Source organism: Actibacterium sp. 188UL27-1 (assembly GCF_016901225.1).
Classification (GTDB): domain Bacteria; phylum Pseudomonadota; class Alphaproteobacteria; order Rhodobacterales; family Rhodobacteraceae; genus 188UL27-1.
The window spans coordinates 151,931-176,464 of sequence record NZ_JAFEUL010000006.1; the positions used below are offsets into that span (position 1 = coordinate 151,931).

Consider the following 24,534-nt stretch of genomic DNA (forward strand, 5'->3'; position numbering starts at 1 on the left):
TCTGGACGTGCAGATCTGAGGTCTAGGTTGTGACAGGTGTATGACATGAAGATGGAAAATCCTATGACTAGCATGGCCAGCACCCAAGAGCAGGTGCACCAGCCGTCTGTGCATCTAGGCGTTGATCGCCTTGAAGGGTTTGTGGCCCGTCTCCAAGCATTCAACAGCACCCTGAACGAGATTGCTGAGATTGGCGGCGAGGAAACCGCGAAAAAAGCGCAGCGTTTGCAAAAGCAGCTTTTGGCGCTTGAACCCAATGTTACAATGATCGGTCAGATCAAGGCAGGTAAGACGTCGTTGGTCAATGCGATGGTTGGCCAACCCGATCTGCTACCTGCAGATGTAAACCCGTGGACATCGGTTGTCACATCGCTGCACCTGAATGCCACACAGGAAGATCAGGGCGCAGCGGCCTCGTTCCAGTTCTTCAACATGGATGAATGGGAACATCTGGTCGACGACGGGGGGCGGATTGGCGAATTGGCCAGCCGTGCCGGGGCCGATGATGAACTGGAAAAGGTGCGCGAACAGATCGCGATGATGCGGGAGAAGACCCGGCAGCGCCTGGGCCGCAAGTTTGAGATGCTTTTGGGCCAGAAGCACGATTACGGTTACTTCGACGAGGATCTGATACAGCGTTACGTCTGCCTGGGCGATGATTTCGACGATGAGGAAGACGTCGACCCGATCGCAAATCAACAAGGCCGGTTCGCCGATATCACCAAGTCCGCTGACCTGTTTCTCAAGCGGCCTGGTATTCCGATGCCGCTTTGCATCCGTGACACGCCCGGTGTGAACGACACGTTCATGATCCGCGAGCAGATCACGATCAACGCGCTGCGTGACAGCCGGACCTGCGTCGTGGTGCTGTCGGCCCATCAGGCGCTGACCTCGATGGATATGGCGCTGATCCGGATGATCGCGAACATGAAATCTCGCGAAGTCATCATCTTTGTGAATCGGATCGATGAATTGTCTGACCCAGCATCCCAAGTGCCGGAAATCCGCGACAGCATCATAGAGACGTTGCGCGTGAATAACGGCCCCGCGGATCCGCAGATCATCTTTGGCAGCGCCTATTGGGCCAATCTGGCATTGGCCGAGGGCATGGGCGATATCGTGGATGACAGCGCCGCATCTTTATTGGCTTGGGCCGATGCGGTTTTGCCCGAATCGGCCGAGGAGCTGTCACCGTCCGAGATGGTCTGGGAGCTGTCCGGCCTGCCCGACCTTTTCGACGCGATCTCGGAGCGGATTGTTGAAGGTGTTGGCCAGGAAACGCTGGACCGGGTTGCAAAACGCGCCATGAACCTGGCCAGTGGCGTGCGCGCCTCCGGCCAGGTCGTTTCGATGCGCGTCGATGGCGACACGATTGCACCCGTCGATAAGGAGGCGTTGGCCCTGCGCCTGCGCAAGGTTGAGGACGAGCATCTGGCTCGCCTTACCGCGCGCCTGGAAAAAACCGTGGGCCAGTTTGCAGCACGGATCGATCAATCCCATGAGCGGTTCTTGGACCGCGCTTTGGAAAGCCTGCTTCAGCATTTGGAAAAGAACGGCGAAGACGTCGTTTGGAAATATAGCCCCGATGGCCTGCGCATGTTGCTGCGATCTAGCTATCAGGTGCTGCGGCGCAATTTTCAGTCCGAATGCGAGGGGATCTTTGCCCAGGCCGCGCAGGAATTGAGCGAAGCATACAAGCAGATGTTCAGCGTATCGGTTGATGGGTTCGGAATTTCACCGCCCACTGCGCCGGTTGTCCCCCCGCCCGTGTCGCTGGGCCAGACAATTGCACTTGATCTGCAAACCTCGTGGTGGAAAAGCTGGTGGAAACGGCGGCGCGGCTATCGCGCCTTTGCCAGCGGGTTCTACGAATTGATCGAGGCGGAGACCTCACCCATCGTGAACAGCCTGAAAGACACCCAGACCTCCCAACTGCGTAAGGATGCTGAAAGCATTTTGCGCGACTTTTTCAGTGAACAACGTGGCATCCTGATGGATGTGGCAGAAAAGGCGGACGTGCAGCTGGCCGATCTGAAGGACCTGTTTGGGGTGAATGCCCAGGCGGAACGCGAACGTCTGCTGAACGAGATCTTTGATGAGTTGGACGGTTTTACCACCAACGCTCAGAACCGAGGGTGATGCCATGGTGATGGAACTTGGAGGCGGCCCCGAAGAGCATGGCGAACTGTCAGCATTGGCACCCCGCAAACCGCGGATCGCCCTGATGGGCGAGTTCAGTGCCGGCAAAAGCACGTTATCCAACCTGTTGCTGGGGGCACGGCCCTTACCGGAAAAGGTGACCGCCACGCGGCTATCCCCGGTCTGGATGTCCCACGGGACAGCGGCGGCACATCGGGTCAGCCTGGATGGTGAAATCGAAGAGATCAAACTGCACCGGATTGAAGAGGTCCCGGTGGAAGAAACCAAAGTGATCCGCGTCTTTCTTGATGCTGACATCCTGGAAGTATGCGATTTGATCGACTTTCCCGGTATTTCGGATCCGAACATGTCTTCGGAGGTGTGGCAGCGCGTCGTGGGCGAGGTTGATGCCGTGCTCTGGTGCACCCATGCGACCCAGGCGTGGCGACAAAGTGAGGCTGCCGTTTGGGATGACATGCCCGAGGCGGTTCGCGAAAACAGCGTTTTGCTGATCACCCGGTGGGACAAACTGACAACGGAGAAGGACCAATCGCGCGTTCGGCGACGGATCGAGAAAGAGACGCGCGGCTTGTTTGGGGCAACGTTCCCAATCTCCCTCACCCGCGCATTGGCAGCCGGTGATGACTATGACAAATGGGTGTCGTCGGGCGCGGAAGCGTTTACCAATCATCTGATTGATCTGGTCAAGCACCTTGGAGCATTTTTGCATACCGAAGTTCCGCCCCTTTATCAGGTCGAAACCCTACCAGACGAGATGCGCAAGCCGATCGCGCGCTCCAAGCCAGTTGCTGGGGCGGCGAATGTCACATCAGCCCATGGTGCGGTTGCCCCGCGGCGTGTGGATTCATCGGTTGTTGGAAATCGGACGGCCCGTCCGGCACGCCGAAGCGCCGCTGAAGCCCGTAACCAATTGCTGGATGACGAAGTCTCGCCGGCAACACCTGGACCCGATCCAGACAACCTAAGATCGGTCTTCGTAGATAACGATTGATTTCGGTCACACAAAGAGGTCAGATGAACATGACGATTTATTGACAGGCTTCCACGAAAGCCGATTATAACGTATGGGTCGGTATGGAAAATTTGAAGATAATTGAGGAACAGGTGACTGTGTCTGATGAACTGGATAGCCTGCGCAGCGCTTTCCCAGACTGCCAGACGGTCGCTTTTGCTGATTTGTCATCACGCATGATTCTGAAGACAAGCAGCGCGCAGAAAACACCACAGGAATTAATGGACCGTCTTTGTGAAGAAGCTGTTTCCATTTTTGGTGATATCGGATCGAATCTCTCATTGTCGGATGACACGGATGCCGCTCAGGCAGTCGTTTTCACCTCGACATCGCTAAAGATTTTCTTGCGCGGCGCGCAAGAGCCTGCCGATATCCTGTGCTGTGTCTGTAGCCCCTCAATTGATGTCGACAGTTTTTTGCGGCACGCGCAACCTGCGTTGGACCGCATCAGTCAGGGTCCGTCCGCTGCGTGACACCCGGCAATCGAGCGGTGTAAGGTAAATTGGCAGATACAATCGACTTGACGGCGCGCCTAACAAAGCTGGCCAATGCGGGTGAGACTTACAGTAATGGGGCTCGTGTTATCGCACGCGGTGGCGGAGAAGAAGCGCTGGCTGCGATCCTGCGGGCCATCGACGACACGATCCTGATGCGAAAGCTAACGTTTCGATCCGGTAGGGAAAGCTCTCTCAATCTGGTTGTTTCAGGTCGGCGGATCGTCGGAGTATCTGACGTGGATATCCCGGGCCAGACATCCGACACCACTTTGCTAACTGATCCATTGTCTGAAGAAGACGATGCGATGATGCAGGCATTGACCGAAACCATCTTGGCCTTTGTCCAGACCGATGGCCCCATCAGCGTATTGCCGGTCAAGGCCAGTCGATCCGGCGGAATGCCGACGGCAGGCCTATCGATCCGCACACTGGCGGATGCCTGGGGCGTGGAAATGGATGCGACACCCATGAAGCGGTTTTTGAGAGCCTGTCAGGATTTCGTACCTGCGGCTGTCCACTACAAGGCCGATATTCTGGCCAACCGCCATGGAGATGAGGCAACAGACCTGCAGACCCTCGCCGAAGAGCGGGCTCCGTCTGCGGAAACCGCCTATCTTGCGCTGTATCCCGAGCAAACTGGCGGATCCTGGCTGATCAATATCAGTTATGGACTGAAAGATGCCCGATGTGTTCTGTTGGCACGGGCGGGTGAGGAAACTGGGCTGTTAACCTGTGACTCCTCACATCTTGGGAAAGTGGTCGGAAACTGGCAGCGCGCCACCCAACACGTCTAGACCTTGTCAAAATAGTGTCGAAGACAATTCATTTAGCGAAATATTAGCTAAAGTTAACGCTGATATTTACTTGGTATTGCAACAAATCCCGTTTGCAACCAGAATTTGCCTCAGTCTGTTCACAAATAGCGACCATCTTACCCCAGAATGTAAAGGTATTTCGGGTTAACAGGTCAACCAGCTGCAATGCCCGGTCAGCTTGGTGAACAGCGGTGATGCGCTTGTGCGCTGTTAACTATTTGGACGAGGAGAACGTCATGAACATTCTGAGAATGGCCCGGGGCACATCCGCATTGCGTGCGCTGTCCTTGATCAGTGCAGTTTTGTTGCCCACCGCCGTGATAGCGGATCAAGTTGCGTTGAAATCAGCGGATGGCACAGTGAACCTGGTGGGCGAATTCGTCGAGTTTAAAGACGACAACTATGTCATTCGCACCGCATTGGGCGATCTACGGATCAGTGCTGCACGTGTTCGTTGCGAAGGGGACGCCTGCCCCAGCTTCGAGACCGAAGGTGTCGACATGAAGATAGCCGGGTCTGACACAATCGGCCTAGGTCTGATGCCGCTTTTGATGTCTGGATATGCCTCGTTCCTTGATGCGGAGGCTTCGGTGGCTGCGACAAGCAATGAAGGTGAGATCCTTGCCAGCTTCATTGGCGACGGCGGCTTCGGTGAGGAGATCGGATCATATCTGGTATCCTCCGATCAATCGGATGCCGCGTTTCGGAGCCTGTTAGAAAAGAATGCCGATATCGGCATGTCCACCCGCCGCATTGTCCCTGCCGAAGCGCGCGAATTGAAGGCGGATGGTGCCGGCAACATGGTCAGCCCGGAACAGGAGCACATCCTGGCAGTTGACAGCCTGGTGGTCATCACCCATCCGAGCAACCCAATTGAAACCATGACCTTTGAAGATCTGCGCGAGATCTATAATGGTCGGATTACCAATTGGTCACAACTGGGCGGGCAAGACGCCACCATCACCGTCGTTAGCCGCAATGAAGGCTCCGGTACGCGCGGGGCCTTTGAAGGCAGTGTTTTCGGCGATGCGACCCCAGCAAGTGGTACATCGATCATCGAAGCAGAAGACAACAACACCGTCGCCGCCACGGTGAACAGCGATCCGAACGCCATTGGCTATGTTGGATATGCCTTCCAGCGCGGTGCTAAATCATTGACGCTGGTCAACGAATGCGGTTTGACGGCTACGCCCGACGCCTTTTCGGCCAAGACGGAGGAATACGACCTTCAGCGTCGCTTGTACCTTTACACGCGCGCAGACAATACCAACGAAAATACCAGCAAGTTCCTGGATTATGCCCTGTCAGAGGACGCAGACGGCGTGATTGCAAAGGCTGGCTTTATCGATCTGGGCATCCGCCTGCGTTCGCAAGGGCCCGACAGCGTACGTGCGCAAGCTCTGCAAGCAGCCGAAGTTGACAATTACGAGGCCGGTTTCATCAATGAAATGCTAGAAGAAATGTCGAACTACGACCGTTTGTCGACGACATTCCGCTTTCGAACCGGCGTGTCGAAACTAGACGAACGTGGACGGCTGGACCTGCAGCGTCTGGCGCGTTTCCTCGAAAACAAGCCCGCCGGGACCGAGGTGCGCATGGTTGGATTTACCGACGATGTCGGCGCGTTTGATTCAAACCGCGACCTATCGGTCAATCGCGCGAATAGCGTTGTCGAACAGTTGCGCGCTGCCGCGAGCAACGGCCTGCCAGATATCCAGATTTCGGCGACAGGCTATGGTGAGATCGCTCCGGTCGGATGTAACGTGACCGAAAAGGGTCGCGCCACCAACCGCCGGGTCGAGGTGTGGATCTCAAAGCAGGGCTAAACCCGAGTAGAGGGTCCTAAACCCGGTTATCTGCAAAAGCGGCGCCTGTTGCGCCGCTTTTCCTTTGTTTGGGCACAACGGATGGATCGCCACATTTCGATTGACGACACAACGCCGATGGCGTCGCGTTCAAGGCCATTCTGACACAATTCCCTTTAAAAATGAGGTATGCGCCCAGCTCTTAACTAGCTAACCCTACGAGATAGAGGTATCTGCTTGATTAGTATATATTTTTTATAAACAGTGCCCGGATACTTGGTTGATCGTTCGCGGTATGGAAGCAGCGCTATTTATGGGTTTGACACGAAAGAAACCCAACGTTTCCACAAAAAAGTACGCAGTTCAGCGCACAACGATGTCGGTAATTAACCAGTACGAATTAAACATGGTGCGTGTGTTTGCACCCTAAACACAGATGGGATGTTGGTCACATTCTCCCTTTGGGATCGAGTGTCGGTCAAGGACAGGACAACTAGGAACGAAGACATGAAAACAGCTGCAAGCGCAAATCCCGGTCACAAGGCCAACTTCAAAAACATGGCGGGATCATTGGTTTTAATCGCCGGAATAATGCCAGCCGGTGCTGCTTTTGCGACCACGGCCACATCGGCCGCAGCTGTTTCACCCTCTGGCAGCACAGCTGCGATCCAGGCCAATACCAGCCGCAAACAAAGCATCGGCGGCAGTGAGCGGGTCGATTATTCGGGGCGCCTGCATATGCTGTCGCAACGCGTTGCGGCATCAGCCTGCATGCTCAAGGCCAACCAAAATCCGGATATCAGTCGCGGCCTGATGGCCGGATCCGCATCCGAAGTCGACCGGATCCTCGACGCGCTTGAATTTGGAAGCGCCCGGTTGAAGATCGTCGGGGCCGAGACCCGCAAGAAGACCTTGCAAACGATCCACAGTTTCCGCGATCAGTGGAGCCCGGTGCGCGCAGCCATCACCGATATTCTGGAAAACGGTGTCTCCGATACGCAGATGGCCACGATCGAAAATGCCAATATTACGCTGCTTGAAACCGCGACATTGCTGGTGAGCGAAATCTCTGGCCAGTATTCCGATCCAGCGGAGCTGTTACAGGTCGACGCGATCATGGTCGATATTTCTGGTCGTCAGCGCATGCGGACCCAGAAAATGCTCAAGGAAGCCTGCGAAATCTGGAATGGTACCTCTGACCAGATCACCCAGGAAGACTTTCTGGAAACGATGGATCTTTTTGATGTGTCCTTGAATGCATTGCGCGATGGGATGCCTGATGCAGGTGTTTCCCCTGCCCCGACGCCGAAAATCCGCGAAAAGCTGGATGGTATCTGGTCGGAATGGCAAGAGATCAAAGCCGTGTTGAACAAGGTGCCAGAGGCTGGCGAATTGCCTGCTGATGTGAAGACAGCACTTTACCTTCAGATGAACAATGCGCTGATTGAAACAAATGATGTGGTCAGCCTTTACACGAAACATGCAAAATATGAGTATTAAAGGAATGCTGGGAGGGGGCTCTCAGTAGGGCGTATCTGCAGGTTGGGATACGCTTCGTATCGAGGAGTTGTGTTTTGACCCCACCAACCAAATCAAAGACTTGGCTTCCCAGCACTACTCGGGCGGCCAAATCAATGGCATTACTATCTGCTGCAGCCATTTCCTTTGCAGCTCACGTCCACGCGGATCCGTCTGGCGGGGATGCGATCGTCAAAACCCGGCAAATCGCTGATGTCGGCGCCAGCGAGCGTATAAACCTCTCTGGAAAATTGAGGATGTTGTCCCAACGCATTCCGGCGGCCACCTGCAATCTATCCATTGGCTATCAGGCCGATGTCGCGCACCAGATGTTATCAAATGCAACCGCGGAATTTGCCAAGATCACCAATGCTTTGGAATTTGGTGACCCTGATCTGAACATCAACGGAGCGGAAGAGCGTCGGAAAACGCTGGCCGCCTTGGAAGCCCTGCATGGCACATGGGATCCGATCCATATTGCTATCATGGCCGTTCTGGACGGTGATCACGGCCATGATCGTATTAACGAGATATTGTCGCGCAACATGGATCTGCTTGCTAAGGCAAAGCTGCTGGTTAGCGAGATCAGCGGGGAATACTCCAATCCAGCGGAAATGACCCAAGCCGATGCTTTGTTGGTCGATATTTCTGGTCGCCAGCGCATGCTGACACAGAAGATGGCAAAGGAAGCCTGCCTGGTCTACAGCGGTCGGGGCACCAGCGACACAGCGCAAGACCTGGCCAATACATTGCAAACATTTGATATTTCGCTGACGGCCTTGACCAACGGGCTGCCGGATGCCGGTATCCTCGCCGCCCCGACATCCGAGATCAAGGAGGGTTTGGATGTGGTATGGGCCTCCTGGATACCGATAAAGCAAAACCTGGAAAAGCTGATAGCCGGCGAAAAGATCAGTGAGGCCGAAAAATCGGATATCTTCCTTAGGTTAAACATAGCGCTGCGCGATATGAATACTGTTGTTGGCATGTACAGCAACCACGCGAAACGAATGCTCTAGAGCAAAAAAATCCGAGCTTTAAGCGGGAGAGTTGTGTACCCATCCGTGGGATCAACTCTCCCGTTTTCATTCAGAATGCAGATATGGCACCATCTATTGGATAGGCGTTGGTCGCCATCTCTAAGAAGCCGGAAATGCCATTTCAATGTATAGATAGCGGGCCGCAGTCGATCCAAATCAAAATATTTCATCGCCTAACAAGACGCCCACATACGGTGCACGAAGCCAATCAAAATGCAACATATGCCTAATTTTCGACCTTGAGTTGAGCGCAGTTTGTCCAATTAGAAACAAACTATTTTCATGTTCTTGTCTTCCGGCGTTTACAATAAAACTCTACTCCTATTGCCATATTAGTTGAGCATTTTAGTACAACGGGCGTCTATTTCGGCGCCGTTTCCAACCCAACATCCGTCATTTGCATTCACCTCGACGTTTCATTCGTGATGGTCAAGAAACGCTTCAATCGACATTGACCGGAAATCTAGTAGGGTCGCGCGCAGTTTGTCGTGGGACCAATCCCACCACGCCAGATCCAGCAGTCTCTGCCGGATCTCCGGATCAAATCGCGGCCGCAACGGTGTAGCCGGGCAACCCGCCACGATCATGTACGGATCGACATCCTTGGTCACGATCGCACCCGCGGCGACGATCGCGCCATGACCAATGGTGACCTCCGGCTTTATCTGCGCATTGTGCCCGATCCATGTGTCATGCCCGATCCGCGCGCGACGGGCCCGACGGCGCAGAAACCAATCTGCGTCATCTTCGGCATCGTCCCAATAGCTGGCCGAACGATAAAGAAAATGGTGAAGGCTGGCCCGCTCCATCGGATGGTCCGTGGCCCCAATGCGCACATAGCTGGCAATGTTGCTAAATTTTCCAATCTCCGCATTGGCCAGATCGCAGTAACGGTCACAATAGCTGTAATCGCCGAACATGCATTGCGCGACACGGCTACCGCGACCGACCTCAACATAGGCCCCAAACGTGCTGTTCGAGATGCTGCAATCGGGGTGCAGAACAGGCTCGGTGGGGGAAAGCCGGGGCATCAACCTACCGCCGGATCGGATTGGACCAAGCCCGGCGCCCTGCCCGATCAACAACTGTCACGCGAAGCCAGTCGCATTGGCTGAAACGCTGTAACGGCACGTGGGTGCGGGTCATGCTATCGCCGTGCACAGCTGTTGCTGCGGCACCTTTACCCTGTACGATAACGGATGTGACAGCGCTGCTTTCGATGATCACCTGATCCTCTTCCCAATGGATCCCGCGAAAGTCCGGACCGGTCGAGCTGTAGCTGTGACCGGCCTTCAACGCTGCGACCAGCGCGTCGGGATCGTTCTCCACGGCTTTGACCATGACCCAACCACCAAAGTGATCAGGTTCCGTGAAATGCGCATCATCTGTGGCGCACAGGGTCATGGCGCGCCCGTCTTCCAACAGACGATCCAGAATGTAGAAGCCGTGGGGCCGATCTGCACCGACCGCACAACCGTGATTATAGACCTCCACCGCATCGGCGTGTTCAAGGCTGCGGGCATCAGCCAGGCTCAACCCCGACCATTCGGGATGGGCAATCGCAACATAGGCGCCCGCCTCCCGGGCGCGGGCCGCCAAGGCGGGCCCGCTCTCCTGACCATCGGTCGGATGGAAATCGGGAACGACGGGGGGGTCGAAATCGGCGGGCAGCCCGACCGCAAGAATATGCCAAAGTTCGCCGTTTTGCATGGCACCGGAATGTAGCTCAGCCCCCAGGATAGTGGTGAAACCCGGCACGCGATAGGGCGTCGTGTCGGTGATCGGGTAGTTGTAGAGGCCGATCAAGTGATCCGTCAGTGCCATAAAATCATAGCCCTCAGCGGCGTAGCGCCGACACACCTCTACCGGCTCCAAAACCCCGTCGGACCGCGTAGAATGGGTGTGGAGGTTGCCCCGGTAGAACTGTCCGGGCGCGGCAAACATGGCGTCGGTCATCAGATATGTCCCTTACTCGTCGGAAAACTTTTGGGCACCGCGTGTAACCCCAAGATGACAGCACGGAGGAGAACGGAGCAATGGCCTCCACAAAGCTGTATCATCTGATCCCAGTGCCAATGGAAGGGAAGACCCTTTTCCCCCTGAACCAGCTCAAAGCGGTTGATCTTGCCGCTTATCAACGCCACCGCAAGAAATATCAGGGCAGAGAGGCCCTGCTTGACCGCAGGATCCCCCCGCTTGCCTGCCTTTGGAACGATGTACTGCATCTCTGCCTGGTCGATCCTCACCTGATCCGCGATGCAAAGCTGGCAGCGGGATTGCCGTGGCCCCAGCGTGGACGCGCTGTGGCGGCGTTTGACACCGCAGGGGGTGAATTCACGCCCGACAATACCGCAATCTGGCATCCCTCCCCCACAAGGACCAAGGGGGATTTTGGTACGCCTGCCAAGGAGTTTACCCCTTACCACGCCCATCACCTTGGCGCCTTGGGGGACCTACCCGACCGCACGCGCCAGCACTTTGAGGATTGTGCCAAAACGGGGCAGCAAAGCTTTCTCTTCATGGGAATTCCCCATGTACTGCATCGCGGCGCGCTTTCCCTGGAAATCTGTCAAATTATGCGCGTTTAAGGCTGCAGAGCGCCCGTTTGTTGACAAATGCACCATAATCCTTGGGATTTTGCCTCAACTCGGGTTACGATGATATACCAGTGTCATGTGGACCAATCGATGGCACCGGTCGGAAGGGCCGACAAACAGCCCCAGAATAATAGCCAACACGGGAGCCATCCATGTCAATAAAACCACCCCTTACGGATCTACCGATCCGGACCGCTGATAGCGGTTTTTATAAGGGATTTAGTAAAGACGTCACAATTATATCAAAGATTCTGATCGGCGGTTTGGTGATCTGGGCAGTCGCGTTCCCCGAAAGTGCTGGCGAGATATTGAAAGGCTTCAACAGCTTCATTCTCAGCAATTTCGCGACCTGGTATATCTGGGTGGTCGCCTTGTTTGTGATGGTCTGCATCATATTGGCGATTTGGCCAGCGGCTGGCCGACTGAACCTGGGCACCGAAGGCGAAAAGCCGGAATTTTCAAATTTCTCATGGTTTTCCATGATGTTCGGCGCCGGTATCGGTGTCGGTATGCTGACATGGGCGGTGGCCGAGCCGGTCTACCACTTCAACAACAACCCTGAGGTTATCCAAGGCATCACCAATGGTGGCATGGCCGACAATGTGCGCATGGCGTATAAATGGTCATTCCTGCATTGGGGTTTGGGGGCATGGGCCTGCTACGCAATCGCTGGTCTTGCCCTTGCCTTTTTCAGCTACCGACGCGGTCTGCCATTGACCATCCGGTCGTCGCTTACGCCGCTCTTTGGTAAGGCGCTCTCCGGCCCGTTGGGCAACATCATCGACATCGTGGCCGTTGTGGCGACGATCCTGGGTGTGGCACAGACCCTGGGCTTTGGCGTTGAACAATTCGTGGCGGGCCTCGCGCGCATTGGCTTCGACGGCCTGTTGGGCGATGATGGAAAGGCCACCACGGTGGGCATTCTGGTCGCGATTGTGATCATCATGGGAGCCTCGACGCTCTCTGCATTGTCCGGCGTCGGCAAAGGCATCAAATGGCTGTCGAACCTGAACATGGTTCTGTCGATTGCCCTTTTGGGCTTCTTCCTGATCTTCGGGTCAACCTTCTTTGGTCTGCAGGCCCTGTTCCTGGGCGTCTTTGACTATCTGGTCGCCTTGCCCGACATGATGTTCCGGGTTTGGAAGACGGACGGGGTTGAAGGATCGGTCGCGACCCAGCTTGAAGGCTGGCAAGGCGCATGGTCGGTGTTCTACTGGGCCTGGTGGGTCGCGTTTGCACCCTTCGTTGGTCTGTTCCTGGCACGGATATCTCGGGGGCGTAGCATTCGAGAATTCGTTCTAGGAGCGATGATCGTGCCCTCGCTGATGTGCTTTGTCTGGTTCACATGGGCCGGCGGTACAGCCATCGATCTGACCATGAAACAGGTCGCCGATGGTGCGATTGGGACCGTCAAAGAGGGCGAGATCTTCATGGCCACCGATGGCGACAAGATCTTTGCCATGACCAACTACATGCTGTCGCCCATTTCCACTGTGCTCAGCTGGTTGATGGCCCTGATGATCGTGGTGCTGCTGATGACCTATCTGGTCACCTCGGCGGACTCGGCGGTGCTGATCGTCAACACGATCAACGCAGCAGGCGATGAAGGACCCAAGGCACGGCCTCATATCATCTTTTGGGGCGTGGCACTTGGGGCCGTGGTGGCGGCCCTCCTGATTGTCGGCGGGCTGACAGCCATCCAGACGGCGATGGTGATCGGGGCGTTGCCGTTCTCCGTCGTGATGCTGTTGATGTGTTTTGCCCTCGTCAAGGCGATCTATCGCGATGGCCTGCGCGAAAAGGCTGGTATGCCCACCACGCAGCCTGCCGAATAACGGCGTTCAGGCAGACACGGGACGGGCCGGTTCTTCCGGCCCGTTTTGCGTTAGGGATGGTGTGTTGCGTGCCATCGCCTGCAGCCGGGCATGGGCCGAGATGGATCTTGGATCCAGCTCCACGGCGCGCAAGAAGACATTCTCGCGCAAGTTCGTCCTCTGCAGATCCCCCTCGTCCAGCCCATGGGAAAACAACACATCTTGGATCATGTGCTGTTCCGCATGGTCCAGATCAACGAAACGGGTCCCATCGAGTGTCTGTTGGACCGAGATAATGGTGAGCGGCGGAACCCGTGCGAGCGCCGATTGCTCGATCACCAGATGCAACAGGCCCTCTTCCAGCCCACGCCCGGCCGCGATCCGTGTCAGCGCGTCGACACTGCCCAGGCGCACCACATCCATCACCCGGTCCGCAGCCGCCTGATCGATCAATGCCTCCCGCGCCTTGGCGTTAGGCACGGCCAGCACCCGCATCTCAACCGCATAAATCGCCGCAAACATCAACAAAGGGGCCGCACTGATCGGCAAGGCCAAGCTGGGCCAGATCAAGATGGCCATGGGAAAGGGCAACAATGCCGCGAAATAGCGGGCTAGCGCCCATTCCAACATCAACCGCCAGGCCAGGCGGTGGCGCAACCCCGTCTTTGGCCAAAGCGGAATACCCCGCCCAATCACCTTGCGCGGGATGTGACGTGTCTTGAGCAATTTGGGGCGGCGCACCGCATCATGGGTCAACACAAAAATCATGATCGTTGACATGGCACGCACGGCCCATGCTTCAACCATCTCCTGCCGCGTTGCATGTGCGACAGATCAGCGGGTACACTCAGGCGATCTGCTGGACCAAAAGGGTATGGATAATTGAAATTACGCAAACAATTCCCATGTCACTGACATGATTCACGATTACGTCATTTCTGAAATGGTTTTGAAGATCGGTAAATTTTGTGGCTGAGACCCGTTTGACATCTGCCAAATCCCAGCCCTTGCCACGTCGGTTTTTCCTGGGCGCGGCACTTGCAGGTAGCACCATTGCAGGCGGTGCCTTTCTGGGGCTGATCGGCGCGGGACAACGCCCGCAGATGGAAAGCTTTCGCTTTTCGCGAGGCGCGGCATTGGCCCCCGGAGAGGAACAGCGCTTGCGCGGATTCTTGAGCGAAGCGGCGGCAAACCCAAGGATCGGACTGCGCATCACGGGCCACACCGGAACAACCGGCGACGCCGCGGCCAATTTGACCTTGTCGAATGTTCGGGCCAATGTCGCACGCCAAATGGCGCAGACCTTGGGCATCCCGGATGACAACATCCTGTTCGCCGGCGGTGTCGGTGGGGCCAATCCGCCGCCGGGCGATGACAGTTCGCGCGAAGCGCAGCGCGCCATGGCCCGCGTCACCGTTCAAACCGTGCGCCTGCCATGATCCGATCTGTCGTTTTGCCTGCGCTACTCCCGGTTCTGGCTGCTGTTGCCGTGGCCGCGTTTGGTCTGTTGGTGCCGCTGCCGCATCTTTTCGCCTATTCCGATACCGTAATCCTGGGCGTTGGCGCTATGCTGCTCGCCCTCGGATTGGCCATGATGCTCCCCGAAACGTGGCTCTTCACCCCTGCCGAACGCTTGCGCCACGCCTTTGTGCAACGCCACGCAGTGACACCCGACACGGCTGAAACCGCCCTGTCGCTGATTGCCCGCGCCCAGCGGCAGGGCCACCTGCTGCGCCATGCGGATAACGGTTTTGTGCCAGAGTTGAAGGCACGCGTTGATCACACTGCCGACAGCCTGGACGGCATCGCGCGACTGATCTTTGATGAACCCTCCGAGGGGCGGCGCAACCTGGCATTGATCAATCGTGCCGATCTGCTGGTTGAAGCCGTCCAGAACCACAGCGCCCTGCGGCGTGACAAATCGAACGAGGCGCAGATCGCCTCGGCCCGAACCTCCGTCAGTGCGGCGTTAGATGCCTTCGCAGGTGCCATCTCTGCCGCAGATGAACGGCGGATCGAGGCGCAGATACAAAAGATCGATACGGCCAGCGATGTGGCCGACACCCTGTTCCAAGCGATGAGAGGACCGCGCACATGATTGCCTTGCGGATACTGACACTGGCCGCCATAGCCGCCCACGGGATCAACGGGGCCGCCCTGGCCCAGACCACCGGCGCCCCAATGACCGAGGTGGTCAATTCCGGCGTACGTGATTGCCGCGGAGGTCAGGACACGACCATGCCGATCATCGCCTGGGGCGCCGATGGCGTCACCATCCATGCCAACGGCACCAGCCTGTCCCCCGGCGGGCCATTGGCCGATGCGGGTTGGTCGCTAGACCTCACGATCGCCGATGATTTCAAGGCCCAGCTCGAAGACTATCTTGGCTGCGGGTCACCCTTCCTACGCGGGACGCTCGGCATGTTGACAGCCGCCGCCCCGGTTACAGAGGCCGATCCGCGCACCGAACAGGTCGTTATCTTCAAACATTCCTGGTCCGCCGGGGACGGGATTGTTGCCGGTCCCGGCATCTCAAAAGTGGCGGATCTGGCTGGCAAGCGCATCGCGATCCAGGCTTACGGGCCGCATGTTGATTTCGTGGGCCGGGTTCTCGCCGATGGCGGGCTCAGCTTTGAGGATGTCACTATCGTCTGGGCCGAGGATCTGACAGGCGATAGCGCCTCCACCCCCGCTGCATTGGTGGCCGATGGGCAGGCCGATGCAGGTGCGATGATCCTGCCCGACGCGCGTGCCCTGACCTCGGGCGGGGCGGTCGGCACGGGGGCCGAAGGGTCGATCAAAGGAGCCAGCATCCTCTTTTCCACCCAAGAGGCGACAGCGGTGATCGGCGACTATATCGCCGTGCGCAAAGATTACTTTGACGCCAATCGCGACGCGATCGGAGACTTGGTCCAAACACTCTTTCAATCCGAGGAGCAGGTCCGCCGCTTCATGGCGATCGAAGGCGATCCACAGCGACAGGCTCTCGCGCAAATCCTGGCCAATGATCTGCTGGGCGGTCTGCCTGTCGAGGAAGGCGTGTTCCTGTGGCAAGACGCCGTGACCGATGGCTGGTCCGGCAATGCCCAGCATTTCGGCAATCCGAAGGATCCCCGCCGGTTCGAGGTGATGTCGAACGAAGTAAGCGCCGCCTTGCGCGGGGCAGGTCAGATCGAGCGTCCCTACCAACTGACGACCGCGGCGTGGGACTATACAGCCATGACCGACGGTCTGGAAGATCTGAGCGAGCGGGAGATTGCGGCTTTTGATCCCGAAGCCGCAGCCGCAGCCGTGCAGCGTCTGCGCCGTACCGGGCAATTGGATGCGAACACAAAGCTGGACTTCAAGGTCTATTTTGAGCCTGACGCGACCGACTTTCCCGCCAACCTCTATGCCCAGGATTTCGAAGAGATCCTGCGCCTCGCCGCCACCTATTCCGGGGCCATCGTCACAGTCGAGGGCCATGCCGATCCGCTGCACTACCTGCGCCGTGAAAAGGACGGGGCGGACACGCAGGAGCTGAAAGCAATCCGGACCGCCGCCCGCAACCTGAGCTTCAACCGATCCATCGCCGTGATGGATGCGCTGAAATCCTATGCTGGTGGCGAGGGTATACCTGTCAATCCCGACCAGTTCACGCTTGACGGCGTCGGCATCGAAAGCCCCGCCTTCAGTCCGCCCAACACGGCCGAGGAATGGCGCCAGAACATGCGCGTGGTCTTTCGCATCCTGACGACCCAGGCCGAAGCCACCACCTTTGCCCCGCTCGATTAAGGAGCCGCCACCATGTCTGCAAAATCATATTCAGGCTTCGTGACGGCCGGCGTGCTCCTTCTTGGGGCGGTTATCTTTGGGCAGGACCTACTGTTCCCCCAAGGCAATGTGCCGCTATTGTCACGCGGCTCCCAGATCGATGAAACGCGCCTGGCGCCCAACTGGTCCGCCATCGCCAGCTGGCCAGGGACAGAAGCCGAAACCAGCGCAGCCCCTGACCCCAACCGCCTGACCACCGTTATCGTGCTGGACGATAGCGGATCGATGGGTGGTTCGATGGGCGATGCCAAGGATGCCGTACTGATCGCCGTCAACCAACTGCCCGATGACGGGACGGTCGCGGTCCTGGCGCTGAATGCAGGTCTGGTTTTCCCTCCATCCCCGGTGACAGAGGCACGCAGCGCCCTGCCTTCGGCCTTGGGCCCGGTCGCCCCCAGCGGCGGGACACCCCTGGGCTCCAGCCTGTTGCAAGCCATGACGCTTTTGGAACAGGAAGCCGCCAACCAACGCGGCTTTGGCACCTACCGCGCATTGATCACCACCGATGGACAGGCTGGCGATGAAGATGTCTTGAAGAACGCCATCGAACAGATCCTGTCGACCTCCCCGGTCGAGGTTGCGACGATCGGCATCGGCATCGGGGAAGGCCATCCCCTGAACATGCCCGGCCATGTCCGCTATGTCAGCGTGTCAGGTGTCGATGGTCTGGCCGCCGCACTCACCGAAGCCGCAGCCGAACAAACCAGCTTTGAGCCGATCACAGCGTTTGAGACGGTGGACTGAGCCATGGGACGCAAACTGCTCGAATGGGATGAATGGCAACCGGGCCTCGACACCGATGACATGACCCTGGCGGCCGTTCTGGCGACCATGCCAAAATCCGATGCCGATGACGTGCCTGAAGTCGTGCGGAAATACGAAAACCCCGAAAGCCCGGATGCCCTGCCAGGCGCCATCAGCCTGGCCCGCCATGACTGCTTGCATGTGATCCTGGGCCGGGGCCTCCATGTCCAGGACGAGGCGTTCATCATTGGCGTCACCATGGGCGCCGACACGACGATGACCGGCGCAATCACCGAAGAATTCATCCACATCTCCACCACGCTCTACCCAAAGGTCTGGCGCTTTCAGCCCGATCATATTGCCAGCTACCGCCTGGGCGTGGGCTTCGGGATGGACAACCTCAAAGGCGCAGACCTGCACCTCACGGCGTGGGAGGCAGAGCCCCACCAAAGCCAAACGATCGCGGCCCTGCGCCGTGACCTAGGCCTGAGCAAGCCCGAAATGCGCGCCTATTACCGCAAAGAAGAACTGCTGGTTCCCGGCACCCGCGCGACCCGTCGTCTTGACACATCCGGCCACCGCCAAGACCGTGACCTGACCTGACGGACCACACCCAGCCCCTTCTTATTGTTGCAAATATTCCCGCCGGAGGCCCAAAATCAAACAGGCGCGCCGCGCCTGCCCGGCCCAATGCCTTGGGCCAGCGGCTATGCCGCTTCGCCCCAGGGGGGGGGCACCCCCGTCTCAGTATGTGGCACGCCCTCCGGACAGGTCGAACACACCGGCCGTCGTAAAGGAATTCTCGGCACTTACCAGCCAGACAACCATACTGGCCGCCTCCTCCACTTCCAAAAATCGGTTGCGGGGGATTTTCGACAGCATATAGGTGATGTGCTCTTCACTCATCTGATCAAAGATCGGGGTGCGCGCCGCCGCCGGTGTTACGCAATTCACGGCGATATCATGGCCCGCCAGCTCCTTGCCCAGGGATTTCGTGAAGCCGATTACCCCGGCCTTGGACGCGGAATAGGCACAGGCATTTGGATTGCCCTCCTTGCCGGCAATGCTTGCAATATTCACGATCCGCCCGTAATTCCGGCCCTCCATGCCCGGCACCATGGCCCGATTCACCAGAAACGTGCCCGTCAGGTTCACGGCGACGATCTGCTCCCACGCCGTCAGTTCATAGGCGGCCACCGGCGCGTTGGGCCCGGCAATCCCGGCGGAGTTGACCAGGATATCGACCCCGCCAAACTTAGCCTCGGTCGCGGCAAGCGCATCGGCCACGGATCCGGCATTCGCCACATCGCACGGTACCGCTAACAGGTCGGGCCCGAGCTGCGCACAGGTCACCTCATTTCGCGCAAGATTGGCATCCCAGCTGGCCACACGGGCCCCAGATAGGTACAGCCGCCGCAACACCGCCTCCCCCAATCCCTGGGCCCCGCCCGTCACCACGGCCACCTTGCCTGTCAGGTCATACGTGTTCATCGCGATCCTCCCCGCCATCCCCCTCCTTGGATACCGCGTGAACCGATCATCCGCCACCATTGGCGATCAGGCCCAACCCAATGCCTGCCAAAGGCGCACCCCGATGGCGCGAGCGGAGCATCAATCCAGGACCGTCAGGCGTGCTAAGCGGTTAAAATCACGCCAAAATGACCAGACGATTGGCGCATTTTGCAATCCAGTGCTGCCCAAACTCCACGCGTCGGCCCGGTTACCGGCCGCGCCTCTTGCCCATTCGCCAGACATGCGTCACCTATGATCCCGCCGCGTTCGCGATCCTGGAAACCGGCAAATGGGGCGCTGGTTTTGACACCAACCGATGAGATTTCCGAGCTGTTGACCCGCGTGGCCCTGCAGGATCGTGGCGCATTTGACCGGCTTTATGCCACGGTTTCAGCGAAACTCTTTGGCGTTCTCATCCGTATGCTCAAAGATCGCGAATTGGCCGAAGACACTCTGCAGGATGTGTTTATCAAGATCTGGCAAAAGGCAGACAGGTTTGTGGGCGCCAACGCGGATCCGATGGCCTGGCTGATCGTTGTGGCCCGCAATCAGGCCATCGACAAGCTGCGGGTCAGACGGGAACAGACCACCGATCTGGGCACCGCAGAACGGATGACAGATCCCGACCCGTCCCCTGAACAGCTGGCCGTGGCATCGGGCGAGCGGGCCCGGCTGGCCAATTGCCTGGCCCGTCTGGAACCACGGCGGGCCGAAGCGGTACAAGCCGCCTATATCGAAGGATACACTTATCAGGAGCTCGCGGATCGCTACGGCACGCCCCTGAACACCATGCGAACTAGGCTGCGCCGCAGCTTGCAAACGTTGAAAGATTGCCTGGCCGAATGACGGAGCCGACGCCCCCCGAAGATGACAACACGCTGGCCGCAGAATATGCGCTTGGCGTGCTGGACGCGGCTGGCCGCGCCCAGGTCCAGGCGCGCATCAAGGTCGACAGGGATTTCGCCGAACTTGTGATGGATTGGGAGCATGAATTTGCGCCACTCAACGAGACCTACGCGCCCGTCGAACCACCCAACCGCATAAAGCGGGCCATCGATGAACGGCTCTTTCCCAAAAAAGATGACCGGATCTGGATGTGGCGGGGTCTGGCCTGGGCTGCAGTGTTTGCCGCTGTCATCGCCCTGGCGATCCTGCCCCGGATCGGAGGGGACAATGCAAGCCATGTCGCCCGGCTCACCGGCGATGACTTTGCAGTGACCGCCCGCCTCACCGGGGACCGGATCACGATCGCCGCGCGCTCCGGCGTTGTTCCCACGGGCCGCTCCCTGGAATTGTGGGTGATCGCGGGGGATGCCGCACCCGTCTCGCTCGGCCTGGTCGGGCAAAACCTGCACTCCCTGGCGCTGCCAGTGGTCGATGGCACCACGCTTGCCGTCAGTTTGGAGCCAACGGGCGGATCGCCCACCGGTGCCCCGTCTGGCCCCGTTGTCGCCACAGGCCCCCTGATCGGGCTTTAGGTTCGCTGTCTGGGTGTGACGCGGTTCTGCCCTGCCGGATTATGGGGGCTCTATTCCCGCGCCCTGGCATTTGGAACAAACAACCGCGTCCCCGCGATCTGATAATCGCCGATCATGGTCTGGCCCGCTGCACTGGTCAGCCACTCCTCAACCCGCTGGGCGCTGTCATGGGCAACATGGGCGTGAAGCTGTGGTGAAACCGGTAGATAAGCATATTGATTAAAAAGGGCGGCATCGCCCTCAAACAGGATCGCCTGCCCCGCCTTGTTACCGAATTTCAGCCAGGTGGCGCGGTCCGACAGGACATAGGCGCCCATCCCGACAGCGGTGTTCAGCGTGGCACCCATGCCCGCCCCGGCCGCGCGATACCAATCCGGCGAGGCATCGGTCACGTCCACACCCGCCGACGCCCAAAGCGCCAATTCCCGGCGATGGGTGCCACTGTCATCGCCACGGCTGACAAAAGCTGGACGGGTCTGGGCGATCTTTTGCAGCGCCTCGGCCACAGTGGCAGCATCCTTGACACCCGCCGGATCATCCTCCGGTCCGATCAGGACAAAGTCGTTATACATGATCTCTCGCCGATGCGTGCCATAGCCCTTCGCCACGAACACCTCCTCCGCCGCCTTGGAATGCACCAGGATGGCGTCGACATCACCCGCCTGCCCCAGCTTCAGCGCCTGTCCCGTACCAACGACAAGCAACTGAACCTCGATCCCGGTCTCCTGCGTAATCCGCGGCAACAGCACTTCGGCCAGACCCGAGTTATGAAAGGACGTGGTCACGGCCATCCGCATCGTCTCGGCCTGGGCCGCGCACGTCATCAACACCGCCACCACCGCAAAGATCATCCAGCGCAAGGTCATTCCAGAATATCTCCGTTCAAAAAGGCGGCCGCCTCGGGGGTGACGGGGGCATCCAAGAACCCGGATGCGGGCCCGTGCTCATGTATCCCTTTGTTATATATAAAGATCACATCGCCTGCCAACCGCCGCGCCTGGCCCAGATCATGGGTTGCCATGACAACTTTTGTCCCACGGGCGACGGCGGCCATCAACATCTCTTCGATCTCCCGGACGGAGCGGCCATCAAGGTTCGTCGTCGGCTCGTCCAGGAACAACACTTGCGGCTCGGTGATCATGGCCCGCGCAATCGACAGCTTTTGCCGCTCCCCCCCGGACAAGACATGGGCCGGGGCTTCCAGATGCGCGCCAAGGCCAACGGATTGCGCCGCCTCAGACGCCTGGCGCCGGGCCGCCCGCCGCGCCACACCGCGCACGATGAGCGGATAGGCGATGTTGTCCTGCACCGATCGACGCATCAGTGTCGGCGTTTGAAAGACATAAGCCTGCGCCAGATCGGCCTGCGGCATGTCAACGGCCCAACTGACCTGCCCGGAAGAGGCGCGCACAAGACCGTGAAACAGTTGCAGCAATGTCGTCTTTCCGGCTCCGTTCGGGCCCAGCACAATTGTCGGCGGCCCGGCTTTCACCTGCAGGGTGACCGGACCGATGATGTGACGTCCGCGCCGCCGCACAGTCGCAGCCTTCAGATCCAGGGGCAGAACCGCTACCATCGGCCTGCCCGCTCGGTCCGGGACAGGGTGTGGATGGCGAGGTTTGCCGCTATGGCCAACCCGATCAGCACGAAACCCAGTCCCAACGCCAGGGCAAAATTACCCTGGCTCGTCTCCAGACTGATGGCGGTGGTCAGAACACGGGTCAGATGATCGATATTGCCACCCACGATCATGATCGCCCCGACCTCTCCGATGGCCCGGCCAAAACCCGCAAGCGTGGCGGTCAAAAGCGACCGGCGCGCATCCCAGATCAACGCGCGGATCCGCTGCCCTTTCGTGGTGTTGAGCGAAATCAGAAGGTCATGGTAATCCGCCCACAGATCCCGCAGGGCCTGATGCGCGATAGAGGCAATCAGAGGCGTCACAATGATCACCTGCGCAATCACCATGGCCGTGGGCGTGAAAAGCAGGTTCAACACCCCCAGCGGCCCCGAACGCGACAGCATGATGTAAACGACCAGCCCCACCACCACGGGCGGCAGGCCCATCAAGGCATTCAGAACCGCAATCGTCAGGCGGCGAAACCGGAACCGGTTGATGGCCAGCCACGCGCCCATGGGCAGACCCAATGCCGCGGCGATCACCACGGCCGTCAGGGTCACCTGTAACGACCGGGCGGTGATCTCCATCAAATCGGCATCCAGCATCACGACCAGCCAAAAGGCCGCCGCCACCCCTTCCCAAAGGTCGTTCACAGGATCAGCGTATCATGGCAGGCGCACCGCGTCGCCCGATTGCCGGTCCGCCGCTGAAAACCCGGCCTGGTTCAGCCCGTACCACGCGCCGACGGTGATGATGGCGATGGCCAGAAAAGCAAGCAGCATGGGGCGCATAAGGTCTCCTCCCGCGGGGATGTCGGGCAGCGGCCCGTCCCCTAACCTTTTGTATTCTCTTTTAGATAGGTGATCAAATCCTGCCGGTCGGTGGACTTGGTGATGCGTTGCATCGGCATTTTGGTGCCTGGTACATAGTGATCAGGGCCCTCATCAAACAGCCGGTCGATGGTGTCGTCTGTCCAGACGATCCCCTTTGCCTTCAGGGCTGGACTGTAGGTGTAGCCCGGCACGCTGGCGGCCTTGCGTCCGAACAATCCATGCAAGCTGGGCCCAGCCCGCCGCTGGCTGTCAGGAGTCAGGCTGTGGCAGATCGCACATTTGCGTTTGAACTGCCGTTCACCGTTTTCCATCTGGTCCGGATCCATCAGAAAAGCGCGCTGGATCTGGCCCAGGCCCGGGCCGCCCTTGGCCGCGACAGGCCACAGGACCGCCGTATCGTCGATGCCCCCGATCAACAGTTGCGTCCCGTCCGGCGTGAAAGACAGCGCCCAGATCGGGCCTTTAGCGCTGGCTTTGATATCGCGCTGGATCGTCCAGTTTTCCGTATCGACAAGGGTCACATGCCCCTCCCCATCCCCGATGGCCAGGATCGATCCAGCGGGATCGGTGGCGAGGGCCAGGATCGGGCGTCGCCCGGCGGATAGATCCGCCACGACCTCCCCATCACCGCGCACCTGAACAGTTCCGTCGACCCCACCAAAGGCTGACCATGTGCCCGTGGGGCTCACCAAGACCTGCGTAATGCCCAAGCCGTGTTCATGCATGACGTCCTGTCGGGCCGCATCAAAGCTGCTGGTGCGCAAGGTGCCATCGGCAGAGGCGCTGACCACCCCGCCATCGCGAATGCTGACATCGTTCACCGCCCCATCATGGTGGCCCAGCATGGCGAGGTTCTGTCCGGTCATCGGATCCCATACCCCAACCGTACCATCCCAACTGGCCGACACCAACATGCTGCCATCAGGTGTGATATCCAACGCATTGATCGTGCCCTGATGGCCCGTCATTCGATGCAGCGCCTGTCCGGTCGCAAGATCCCAGATGATGATGGTGAAGTCATCCCCGGCGGATGCGGCCCGATCCGGCCCCAGATAGATCACGGACTTTACGGCGGCCTCATGCCCGTCCAGCCAGGTTGGTTGACCGTCCGGCAGGGTCCAGAGACCGACGGAATTGTCAAAACTCGCCGTCAGAGCGCTGCGCCCGTCAGGGGCCACTGCGGTTGCGTGGATCGGCCCGCCATGCCCCTCCAGACGCACCGGCTCCGCCAGAGCCGCACCTGCCCATAACAGCAGAATCACAAGGGCGCGCATG

Annotated in this window: 25 protein-coding genes; 16 read left to right on the plus strand and 9 right to left on the minus strand. The window is 58.7% G+C overall.

All coding sequences use genetic code 11. The features are described from left to right. Positions 1-63: 63 nt before the first annotated feature. From IU397_RS10315 to IU397_RS10345, 7 genes are all read left to right on the plus strand, one after another. Positions 64-2,139: a dynamin family protein gene (locus tag IU397_RS10315; RefSeq protein WP_239479717.1), complete on the plus strand. Its 2,076-nt coding sequence runs from the start codon at positions 64-66 to the stop codon at positions 2,137-2,139. After that, the gene (locus tag IU397_RS10320; RefSeq protein ID WP_239479718.1) at positions 2,096-3,151 is read left to right on the plus strand and encodes a dynamin family protein; all 1,056 of its coding nucleotides are present in this window, start codon (positions 2,096-2,098) and stop codon (positions 3,149-3,151) included. Before IU397_RS10315 ends, IU397_RS10320 begins: the two co-directional genes overlap by 44 nt. Positions 3,152-3,234: 83 nt before the next feature. Beyond that, positions 3,235-3,645, plus strand: coding sequence for a hypothetical protein (locus tag IU397_RS10325; protein ID WP_204413104.1), 411 nt, complete (start codon positions 3,235-3,237; stop codon positions 3,643-3,645). 29 nt (positions 3,646-3,674) lie between these two features. Next, positions 3,675-4,463: a hypothetical protein gene (locus IU397_RS10330; RefSeq protein ID WP_204413106.1), complete on the plus strand. Its 789-nt coding sequence runs from the start codon at positions 3,675-3,677 to the stop codon at positions 4,461-4,463. A gap of 257 nt (positions 4,464-4,720) precedes the next feature. Continuing rightward, on the plus strand, positions 4,721-6,310 hold the full coding sequence (locus IU397_RS10335; RefSeq protein WP_204413108.1) for a phosphate ABC transporter substrate-binding/OmpA family protein: 1,590 nt from the start codon (positions 4,721-4,723) through the stop codon (positions 6,308-6,310). A 486-nt stretch (positions 6,311-6,796) separates the two neighbouring features. Next, positions 6,797-7,789 (plus strand): type IV pili methyl-accepting chemotaxis transducer N-terminal domain-containing protein, encoded by a 993-nt coding sequence (locus IU397_RS10340; protein WP_204413110.1) that lies wholly within the window; start codon positions 6,797-6,799, stop codon positions 7,787-7,789. Positions 7,790-7,863: 74 nt separating this feature from the next. Continuing rightward, a complete protein-coding gene (locus IU397_RS10345; RefSeq protein ID WP_204413112.1) occupies positions 7,864-8,826 on the plus strand; it encodes a type IV pili methyl-accepting chemotaxis transducer N-terminal domain-containing protein in 963 nt (320 codons plus the stop codon). 437 nt (positions 8,827-9,263) lie between these two features. On the opposite strand, the gene IU397_RS10350 is transcribed toward IU397_RS10345, so the two are convergent. Together IU397_RS10350 and IU397_RS10355 are read right to left on the minus strand one after the other, a co-directional pair. Beyond that, positions 9,264-9,878 carry a chloramphenicol acetyltransferase gene (locus tag IU397_RS10350; protein WP_204413114.1) on the minus strand — a complete coding sequence of 205 codons (615 nt, stop codon included), beginning with the start codon at positions 9,876-9,878 and terminating at the stop codon, positions 9,264-9,266. Between the two features lie 4 nt (positions 9,879-9,882). After that, on the minus strand, positions 9,883-10,803 hold the full coding sequence (locus IU397_RS10355; protein ID WP_204413117.1) for a PHP domain-containing protein: 921 nt from the start codon (positions 10,801-10,803) through the stop codon (positions 9,883-9,885). A gap of 80 nt (positions 10,804-10,883) precedes the next feature. Here IU397_RS10355 and IU397_RS10360 point away from each other — a divergent pair, with 80 nt between their 5' ends. Beyond that, positions 10,884-11,435: a hypothetical protein gene (locus IU397_RS10360; RefSeq protein WP_204413119.1), complete on the plus strand. Its 552-nt coding sequence runs from the start codon at positions 10,884-10,886 to the stop codon at positions 11,433-11,435. A gap of 161 nt (positions 11,436-11,596) precedes the next feature. Next, complete coding sequence (locus IU397_RS10365) at positions 11,597-13,279, plus strand: BCCT family transporter (protein WP_204413121.1); 1,683 nt, start codon at positions 11,597-11,599, stop codon at positions 13,277-13,279. A 6-nt stretch (positions 13,280-13,285) separates the two neighbouring features. Here IU397_RS10365 and IU397_RS10370 read toward each other — a convergent pair whose 3' ends face one another. Then, positions 13,286-14,038 (minus strand): hypothetical protein, encoded by a 753-nt coding sequence (locus tag IU397_RS10370; protein ID WP_204413122.1) that lies wholly within the window; start codon positions 14,036-14,038, stop codon positions 13,286-13,288. A gap of 188 nt (positions 14,039-14,226) precedes the next feature. Between IU397_RS10370 and IU397_RS10375 the strand changes: the two genes are divergently transcribed. The 5 genes from IU397_RS10375 to IU397_RS10395 are packed head-to-tail and all read left to right on the plus strand — an operon-like array spanning position 14,227 to position 18,418. Next, on the plus strand, positions 14,227-14,697 hold the full coding sequence (locus IU397_RS10375; protein WP_204413125.1) for an OmpA family protein: 471 nt from the start codon (positions 14,227-14,229) through the stop codon (positions 14,695-14,697). Next, a complete protein-coding gene (locus IU397_RS10380; protein WP_204413127.1) occupies positions 14,694-15,356 on the plus strand; it encodes a hypothetical protein in 663 nt (220 codons plus the stop codon). Before IU397_RS10375 ends, IU397_RS10380 begins: the two co-directional genes overlap by 4 nt. Continuing rightward, positions 15,353-17,032, plus strand: coding sequence for an ABC transporter substrate-binding protein (locus IU397_RS10385; RefSeq protein WP_204413129.1), 1,680 nt, complete (start codon positions 15,353-15,355; stop codon positions 17,030-17,032). Before IU397_RS10380 ends, IU397_RS10385 begins: the two co-directional genes overlap by 4 nt. A gap of 12 nt (positions 17,033-17,044) precedes the next feature. Next, positions 17,045-17,815, plus strand: a complete 771-nt coding sequence (locus IU397_RS10390) for a vWA domain-containing protein (protein WP_204413131.1) — start codon at positions 17,045-17,047, stop codon at positions 17,813-17,815. A gap of 3 nt (positions 17,816-17,818) precedes the next feature. Next, on the plus strand, positions 17,819-18,418 hold the full coding sequence (locus IU397_RS10395) for a hypothetical protein (RefSeq protein WP_204413133.1): 600 nt from the start codon (positions 17,819-17,821) through the stop codon (positions 18,416-18,418). Between the two features lie 141 nt (positions 18,419-18,559). Here the strand turns inward: IU397_RS10395 and IU397_RS10400 are convergent, their stop codons facing one another. Further along, complete coding sequence (locus IU397_RS10400; protein ID WP_204413135.1) at positions 18,560-19,306, minus strand: SDR family NAD(P)-dependent oxidoreductase; 747 nt, start codon at positions 19,304-19,306, stop codon at positions 18,560-18,562. A 324-nt stretch (positions 19,307-19,630) separates the two neighbouring features. On the opposite strand from IU397_RS10400, the gene IU397_RS10405 reads away from it, so the two are divergent. After that, positions 19,631-20,173: a sigma-70 family RNA polymerase sigma factor gene (locus tag IU397_RS10405; protein ID WP_239479719.1), complete on the plus strand. Its 543-nt coding sequence runs from the start codon at positions 19,631-19,633 to the stop codon at positions 20,171-20,173. Next, positions 20,170-20,805 carry an anti-sigma factor domain-containing protein gene (locus IU397_RS10410; protein ID WP_204413139.1) on the plus strand — a complete coding sequence of 212 codons (636 nt, stop codon included), beginning with the start codon at positions 20,170-20,172 and terminating at the stop codon, positions 20,803-20,805. Before IU397_RS10405 ends, IU397_RS10410 begins: the two co-directional genes overlap by 4 nt. Before the next feature lie 50 nt (positions 20,806-20,855). Here IU397_RS10410 and IU397_RS10415 read toward each other — a convergent pair whose 3' ends face one another. The 5 genes from IU397_RS10415 to IU397_RS10430 are packed head-to-tail and all read right to left on the minus strand — an operon-like array spanning position 20,856 to position 24,533. Continuing rightward, positions 20,856-21,671: a substrate-binding domain-containing protein gene (locus IU397_RS10415; RefSeq protein ID WP_204413141.1), complete on the minus strand. Its 816-nt coding sequence runs from the start codon at positions 21,669-21,671 to the stop codon at positions 20,856-20,858. After that, positions 21,668-22,381, minus strand: coding sequence for an ATP-binding cassette domain-containing protein (locus IU397_RS10420; RefSeq protein ID WP_204413149.1), 714 nt, complete (start codon positions 22,379-22,381; stop codon positions 21,668-21,670). Before IU397_RS10420 ends, IU397_RS10415 begins: the two co-directional genes overlap by 4 nt. Then, the gene (locus IU397_RS10425; RefSeq protein WP_204413151.1) at positions 22,375-23,079 is read right to left on the minus strand and encodes an ABC transporter permease; all 705 of its coding nucleotides are present in this window, start codon (positions 23,077-23,079) and stop codon (positions 22,375-22,377) included. The genes IU397_RS10420 and IU397_RS10425 overlap by 7 nt, the downstream gene beginning before the upstream one ends. A gap of 12 nt (positions 23,080-23,091) precedes the next feature. After that, positions 23,092-23,217: a hypothetical protein gene (locus IU397_RS23610; protein ID WP_255569791.1), complete on the minus strand. Its 126-nt coding sequence runs from the start codon at positions 23,215-23,217 to the stop codon at positions 23,092-23,094. A 41-nt stretch (positions 23,218-23,258) separates the two neighbouring features. Continuing rightward, complete coding sequence (locus tag IU397_RS10430) at positions 23,259-24,533, minus strand: c-type cytochrome (protein WP_204413153.1); 1,275 nt, start codon at positions 24,531-24,533, stop codon at positions 23,259-23,261. Position 24,534 lies beyond the last annotated feature (1 nt).